Raw genomic sequence first — 6,816 nt, forward strand, 5'->3', positions numbered from 1 at the left:
CCGCGTGGATCGAATCAGGGCCCGGAAGCTTCGGGCATCGCCGAATCCGCGGTCGTGGATGCCGCTGCCCAGTCGTCGATGCTTCCGCTCGGGAAGAGAATCTGCGTGACGCCGGTGACCGTGTCGCGTGCGTGCAGTGCACTTTCGTCGTCGACGGCATCGGTGAACGAGGTGTCGGGATAGAAGCTGTCCTCATCCGTGTACTGGACGTCTTCTCGCGAACCGATCGCGATGATGTATCGGTTGTCGTCACCGACGATGCCGGTGGACAGATGGATCCACTTGTCCTCGACACAGCACATCCAGCCCTGTTTGACTCCTATGACGGGCTCGCCGAACAAGGCCTCGGGCAGGCCGAATCTCTGGTCGTAACCGTCGGTTCCTTCGGGAGTGGATTGCCGCAGGTACTCGACGAACTGCTCGACCCGTTCAGGTCCGAGTTGATCGGAGTCGTCGAGGACACCGCTGTAGAAGGTGACCAGGTCACGTGTCGTGGTCTCGGTGTTCCACCACATTCCGTCCCAGGGCGGCGTCGTCGCGGTCAGTGCGTAACGCTCGGCGACGCGGGTGATCACCTCTTGGCCGCCGACCTCGTCCCACAGGAGGTTGGCTGCGGTGTCGTCGGAGGATTCGAGCATCGCCGCCATGAGGGTGCGATCGTCGTCCGTGATGGGTCGCTCACCGCGCGCATCCTGATGAAGTAGATCCTCGGCGATGAAAAGTTTTGCCACCGAGGCTGTTTCGATCTGCTGGTCACCGGCGACGTCGAGGTACTTGTCCGAGGAGCGGTCGAGGATGGCGATGGAGACGTCCGCACCACGCCCGAGCGCAGCCACCTGAGCCTGTCCCAGACGGCCGTCGAGGGTCTCGGCTACCGGAACATTGGTGTCGGGAAAGGCGGGGGTCTGCATCGGATCATCCGGGTTCTGTCCACCGCTGCACGAAGCCGCAAAAGTAACTGCGGCCACCATTGCGGCAATCCGGACGTACCGCGTACTCATTTGTTTCCCCCGGTAGCCCTGACACGGCACTGTTGCCGATCTTCTTGTCTCAGGATAGCGGTAGGGTCGGATCTCGTGATTCTCAAGACCGTGAACCAGCGCATTGCCGAGGAACTCGACGTCCGCGAAGGCCAGGTTGCAGCAGCAGTCGACCTTCTCGACGGCGGAGCCACGGTGCCCTTCATCGCCCGGTACCGCAAGGAAGTCACCGGCACGCTCGACGACGCCCAGCTGCGACTCCTGGACGAGCGGCTGCGGTATCTCCGCGAGCTCGACGACCGTCGTGACGCCGTGCTCACGGAGATCGACTCTCAGGGCAAACTCGACGATCAACTGCGCGGTCAGATCATGCTGGCCGAGACGAAAGCGCGGCTGGAGGACATCTACCTCCCCTTCAAGCCGAAGCGGCGCACCAAGGCGCAGATCGCCCGCGAGGCCGGCCACGAGCCCGTCGCCGATGCTCTCATCGGAGATCCCACCACCGATCCCGCGAAGTATTCGGACGAGCAGCTCGACGGTGCCCGGTCGATCCTCGTCGAGCGCTTCGCCGAGGACGCCGATCTGGTCGGTGAATTGCGTGAGCTGATGTGGAATCGCGGCCAGGTCGTCTCCTCGGTCCGCAAGGGCAAGGAAACCGATGGCTCGAAGTTTGCTGACTACTTCGAGTTCTCGGAACCGTTCTCCAAATTGCCCTCGCACCGCATCCTCGCCGTCCTGCGCGGCGAGAAGGAAGAAGTGCTGTCGCTCAACATGGCGGCAGACACCGAAGAACTCGCGCCGGGGGAGCGCACGGTCTACGAAGGCCGCATCGCGTCGCGGTTCGAGATCGCCGACCGTGGTCGGGCCGCCGACGGGTGGCTTCTCGACACCGTCAAGTGGGCGTGGAAGACGAAGTTCGCCGTCACGCTCGGTATCGACACTCGGATGCGTCTGCGGCAGTCGGCCGAAAAGGACGCCGTCGACGTCTTCGCCACCAACCTCAAGGATCTACTCCTCGCAGCTCCCGCCGGCGCCCGACCCACCATGGGACTCGACCCCGGATTCCGCACCGGAACGAAGGTTGCCGTCGTCGATGGAACCGGCAAAGTTGTTGCCTACGAGACGATTTACCCGCACCAGCCGCAGAACAAGTGGGACGCGGCTCTCGCGACGCTTGCCCGACTGGTCGCCGAACACGGCGTCGAACTGATCGCCATCGGCAACGGCACGGCCTCACGCGAGACCGACACGCTCGCTACCGAACTGATCAAGAAGACCGGCGCGCCCAACCTGACCAAGATCGTCGTCTCCGAGGCAGGCGCATCGGTGTACTCGGCTTCGGCCTACGCGTCGCAGGAACTTCCCGACCTCGACGTCTCGATTCGCGGTGCGGTGTCCATTGCGCGTCGCCTGCAGGATCCGTTGGCGGAGTTGGTCAAGATCGATCCCAAGTCCATCGGCGTCGGTCAGTACCAGCACGACATCACCGAATCGCTGCTCTCGCGTTCCCTCGACGCCGTCGTCGAGGATGCCGTCAACTCGGTCGGCGTCGACGTCAACACCGCGTCCGTGCCGCTGCTTGCTCGGGTGTCCGGAATTGCAGGATCCCTTGCAGAGAGCATCGTCGCGCATCGGGACCAGAACGGTCCGTTCAAATCCCGCAAGGGTCTCAAGGATGTCTCCCGCCTGGGACCCAAGGCATTCGAGCAGTGCGCAGGCTTCCTGCGGATCACCGACGGCGACGACCCTCTCGACGCGTCGAGCGTCCACCCGGAGGCATATCCGGTGGTTCGCAAGATCGTCGCGAGTGCAGGCGGGGACGTGCGCACCGTGATCGGAAACTCGCAGGCACTTCGATCGGTCAAGGCGTCCGACTACGTCGACGAGCGATTTGGTCTACCGACCGTCACCGACATCATCTCCGAGTTGGAGAAGCCGGGACGAGATCCACGACCCGAATTCAAGACCGCAACCTTTGCCGCAGGTATCGAGAAGGTCGCGCATCTCAAGCCCGGCATGACCCTCGAAGGCGTGGTCACCAACGTCGCAGCCTTCGGTGCCTTCGTCGACATCGGAGTTCATCAGGACGGTCTGGTTCACGTCTCGGCGATGTCACACAACTTCGTCAAGGACCCACGCGAGGTCGTCAAGTCAGGTGACGTCGTCAAGGTGAAGGTCCTCGAAGTGGACGAGGCACGCCAACGCATCGGGCTGACGCTTCGTCTCGACGACGAGGTGGGAGCGCCCCGCAAGTCCGAAGGCCAGCGAGGTGGGCAACCCCAGCGTCAGGGCCAGCCGCAGGGCCAGCGTCAGGGGCAGGGTCAGCAACGAGGAAATGGCGGACGCCAGGGCGGACGCGAGCAGCGACCGGACAACCGCGCGCCTGCTGCCGGGTCGATGGCCGACGCTCTGCGCAAGGCGGGCTTCGGCAAGTAAATCCGTCCGCCGGGTTTTCGAAGTCCGTATCGTCACAATCGAGTCGGTTGGCGGTATGAATCCGATCAGGGTCGGATCATGAATTCGGTGAAGGGAGGACAGTGATGCGGGAGTGGCTCGAGCGCGAGATCATCGCCCATGGCCGATTGCCGTTGCTGTTCTTCCTGCTCGGGTTCCTGTCCGCCTTCCTTTTCATCCGCCTCAGCGTCCGGATGATTCGCGCGCAAGTGAAATGGTGGCCGGGCAACATCGCGCCCGGAGGCCAGCATGTGCATCACGTCGTGTTCGGTGTGATCGCCATGATGATCTCCGGTGGTGCGTTGATCGCGGTCTACGTCGATGGTTCGCAGACCACCGGTGCCGTCCTGGCGGCGATCTTCGGTATGGGTGCGGCGTTGGTGCTCGACGAGTTCGCACTGATCTTCTATCTGAAGGACGTGTACTGGTCCGAACAAGGTCGGACCTCGGTGGATGCGGTCTTCGTCGCGATCGCCGTGACCGGCCTGGTGCTGCTGGGTTTCCGCCCGCTCGAACTTCTCGACGTCGCCGGATTCCGTGAAGAACGCGATCCGTGGATCAAGTTGGTCTTCGTTTTCGTCGCGTTGATCAACTTCGCCTTGGCAGCCATCGTGATTCTCAAGGGGAAGATCTGGACGGGGCTCGTCGGTCTGTTCGTTTTCCCGTTGCTGGTAATCGGAGCGGTCCGCCTGAGCCGGCCGGGTGCGCCGTGGGCTCGCTGGCGGTACACGCGCAAGCCTAAACGGATGAACCGCGCGCTCGAGCGTGAGCGGAAGTGGCGGCGACCGGTCATCAGGGCCAAGATCTACGTCCAGGATCTGATAGCCGGATCGCCGAGCGTCGAACATGCGATGACCGCGGCCGAGCAGGAACTGGACCACACCATCCACGCAGCTCCGCCGCCACCGATTTCCCCGCTGGTATCCGCGTCTGGCACAATGGACGGGTTGCCTGGACCAGGCAGCAGCACTTGATCTGGGCACGAACCAGACGAGCGCCGTTTCGGGAGACCGAAACGCGTGCCGCTCGGTTCCTCTGCTCCTGCGAAATACAAGGATGACATATGAACACCCTGGACTTCCTGGACAAAAAGTCGCTCCGCGACGACATCCCCGAGTTCCGTCCCGGCGACACGCTCAACGTGAACGTCAAGGTTATCGAAGGCTCCAAGGAGCGCGTGCAGGTCTTCAAGGGCGTCGTTATTCGTCGCCAGGGCGGCGGCGTTCGCGAGACCTTCACCGTCCGTAAGGTCTCCTTCGGCGTCGGCGTCGAGCGCACCTTCCCGGTTCACAGCCCCACGCTGGCCTCCATCGAGGTTCTGACCCGCGGTGACGTCCGTCGCGCCAAGCTGTACTACCTCCGTGAGCTTCGTGGCAAGAAGGCGAAGATCAAGGAAAAGCGCTGATCTTTCCGATGAGCCCGGCACCGCGTACGCGCGGTGTCGGGCTAATCTGGTTTCTGTGGCAGATTCTTCGAAGGAGCAGGCATTGTCGTCCGGACCCGAGAATCACGAGGGATCAAGCGGTTCCGCGGAACCGACCTCACATCGGCCGCAGAAGAAACAGCGATCGTTTCTGCGAGAACTCCCTGTTCTGATCGGCGTAGCGCTGGTACTCAGCATCGTCCTTCAGGCATTTGTCTTCAGAGTTTTTCTCATCCCATCCGAGTCGATGGAACCGACACTGCACGGCTGTGCGGGATGTACCGGTGACCGCATCGTGGTGGAGAAGATCGGATACCGCTTCGGCGATCCGGAACCCGGCGACGTCGTCGTCTTCAAGGGACCCGATTCGTGGAACACGAAATATGTGTCCAATCGGTCCGACAACGTTGTCGTCCGCGGCATTCAAGAGGTCGGTTCGTGGGTCGGCCTCGTTCCGCCGGACGAGAACGACTTGGTCAAGCGAGTGATCGCTACCGGCGGCCAGACCGTCGAATGCTGTGACGATCAGGGCCGAGTCCTGGTCGACGGCAAGCCGCTCGACGAGCCGTACATCAAGATGGATTTCCCGTTCACCCCGGGAACACAGACGTGTGACACCGAACTGAAGTCGGGCCGCTGCTTCGGGCCGATCACCGTTCCCGAGGGCCACGTGTGGGTCATGGGTGACAACCGCAGCAATTCCGCCGACTCGCGCTACCACGTCGACGACGAGTTCCAGGGAACCGTCCCGATCGACAACATCATCGGTCAAGCGCGATTCATCGTCCTTCCCCCGTCGCGAATGGGCGGCATCGATGCGCCTGATATTCAGGGCAACTGAGTTGTCGGACCGCACACATGGATTCGCGTAGTTCCGAGTAGGCAGAGACAGTGAGTAGTTGGCCCCCTCGCGTTGTCATTCGCAGATCGGCAGGTCTGCGGACGATGGAGTCTGCGTTGGCGCGAACCGGACTCGGTCCGGTGGCCGGCGTCGACGAAGCCGGGCGCGGAGCGTGCGCTGGTCCACTTGTCATTGCAGCGTGTGTCCTGGCGCCGAAACCGCAAGCAGCCCTCGCGCGGCTCGACGATTCGAAGAAGCTGACCGAACGTGCGCGCGAGGAGCTTTTCCCGGCGATCAAGCGCTTGGCTTTGGCGTGGAGTGTCATCTCTGTTCCCGCTGCGGAAGTCGATCAGATCGGCATCCACGTCGCCAACATCGAGGGGATGCGGCGAGCAGTTGCGGGCCTCGACCTCGAACCGGGCTACGTTCTCACCGACGGATTCCGGGTTCCGGGTCTGACGGCTCCGTCGCTACCCGTCATCGGCGGTGACGGCGCCGCTGCATGTATCGCTGCGGCAAGCGTTCTCGCGAAGGTGACCCGAGATCGTGTGATGACCGAGATGGACGACACTCATCCGGGATACGGCTTCGCGATTCACAAGGGATACAGCACGCCACTGCACATGGACGCTCTCGACGCGCTGGGGCCGTGCCCCGAGCACCGCATGACCTATGCCAACGTGGTGGCTGCGGGAGTCCGGTTGGAACAACGCGCGGGCCGTACGGGATGATGGACGTTCAGACGAACTGGGAGGACTGGCTAAACCGATGAGTGCCGAGGATCTCGAGAAGTACGAAACCGAGATGGAGCTGTCGCTCTACCGTGAATACCGGGACATCGTCGGACAGTTCTCCTACGTCGTGGAGACCGAACGACGTTTCTACCTGGCCAACACGGTCGAGTTGCTGCCCCACAATTCAGACGGGGAGATCTACTTCGAGCTGCGGATGTCCGACGCCTGGGTGTGGGACATGTACCGCCCGGCGCGATTCGTGAAATACGTACGCGTCGTGACCTTCAAGGACGTCAACATCGAAGAGCTGGACAAGCCGGATCTGCGCCTTCCTGACTGATCTGCGCTTGCCAAACTGATCTCGACAACGAAGTGGGCCCCCCC

Annotated in this window: 7 protein-coding genes; 6 read left to right on the forward strand and 1 reads right to left on the reverse strand. The window is 62.6% G+C overall.

Annotated elements, in window-relative coordinates:
• Positions 1 to 14 precede the first annotated feature (14 nt).
• Complete coding sequence (locus AC1Q61_RS29345; protein ID WP_007729299.1) at positions 15 to 1,001, reverse strand: serine hydrolase; 987 nt, start codon at positions 999 to 1,001, stop codon at positions 15 to 17.
• A 75-nt stretch (positions 1,002 to 1,076) separates the two neighbouring features.
• Here AC1Q61_RS29345 and AC1Q61_RS29350 point away from each other — a divergent pair, with 75 nt between their 5' ends.
• The 6 genes from AC1Q61_RS29350 (at position 1,077) to AC1Q61_RS29375 (ending at position 6,772) form a co-directional block, all read left to right on the forward strand.
• Positions 1,077 to 3,416 carry a Tex family protein gene (locus tag AC1Q61_RS29350; protein ID WP_047271289.1) on the forward strand — a complete coding sequence of 780 codons (2,340 nt, stop codon included), beginning with the start codon at positions 1,077 to 1,079 and terminating at the stop codon, positions 3,414 to 3,416.
• A gap of 104 nt (positions 3,417 to 3,520) precedes the next feature.
• Positions 3,521 to 4,408, forward strand: coding sequence for a hypothetical protein (locus AC1Q61_RS29355; protein ID WP_003942742.1), 888 nt, complete (start codon positions 3,521 to 3,523; stop codon positions 4,406 to 4,408).
• A gap of 89 nt (positions 4,409 to 4,497) precedes the next feature.
• Positions 4,498 to 4,839, forward strand: coding sequence for a 50S ribosomal protein L19 (rplS, locus tag AC1Q61_RS29360; RefSeq protein WP_003942791.1), 342 nt, complete (start codon positions 4,498 to 4,500; stop codon positions 4,837 to 4,839).
• Between the two features lie 55 nt (positions 4,840 to 4,894).
• Entirely contained in the window at positions 4,895 to 5,698 is an 804-nt protein-coding gene (gene lepB / locus AC1Q61_RS29365; protein WP_003942787.1) for a signal peptidase I, read from the forward strand.
• Between the two features lie 50 nt (positions 5,699 to 5,748).
• Positions 5,749 to 6,429 carry a ribonuclease HII gene (locus AC1Q61_RS29370; protein WP_076948478.1) on the forward strand — a complete coding sequence of 227 codons (681 nt, stop codon included), beginning with the start codon at positions 5,749 to 5,751 and terminating at the stop codon, positions 6,427 to 6,429.
• A 37-nt stretch (positions 6,430 to 6,466) separates the two neighbouring features.
• Positions 6,467 to 6,772, forward strand: coding sequence for a DUF2469 domain-containing protein (locus AC1Q61_RS29375; protein ID WP_003942715.1), 306 nt, complete (start codon positions 6,467 to 6,469; stop codon positions 6,770 to 6,772).
• Positions 6,773 to 6,816 lie beyond the last annotated feature (44 nt).

The sequence above is a fragment of the Rhodococcus sp. MPR-R1B genome, from assembly GCF_058793255.1.

What these genes read in the sequence shown, in the direction of transcription:
- AC1Q61_RS29345 (WP_007729299.1), bottom strand. Translation starts at nt 1,001, where the DNA reads ATGAGTACGCGGTACGTCCGGATTGCCGCAATGGTGGCCGCAGTTACT.
- AC1Q61_RS29355 (WP_003942742.1), top strand. Translation starts at nt 3,521, where the DNA reads ATGCGGGAGTGGCTCGAGCGCGAGATCATCGCCCATGGCCGATTGCCG.
- rplS (WP_003942791.1), top strand. Translation starts at nt 4,498, where the DNA reads ATGAACACCCTGGACTTCCTGGACAAAAAGTCGCTCCGCGACGACATC.
- AC1Q61_RS29375 (WP_003942715.1), top strand. Translation starts at nt 6,467, where the DNA reads ATGAGTGCCGAGGATCTCGAGAAGTACGAAACCGAGATGGAGCTGTCG.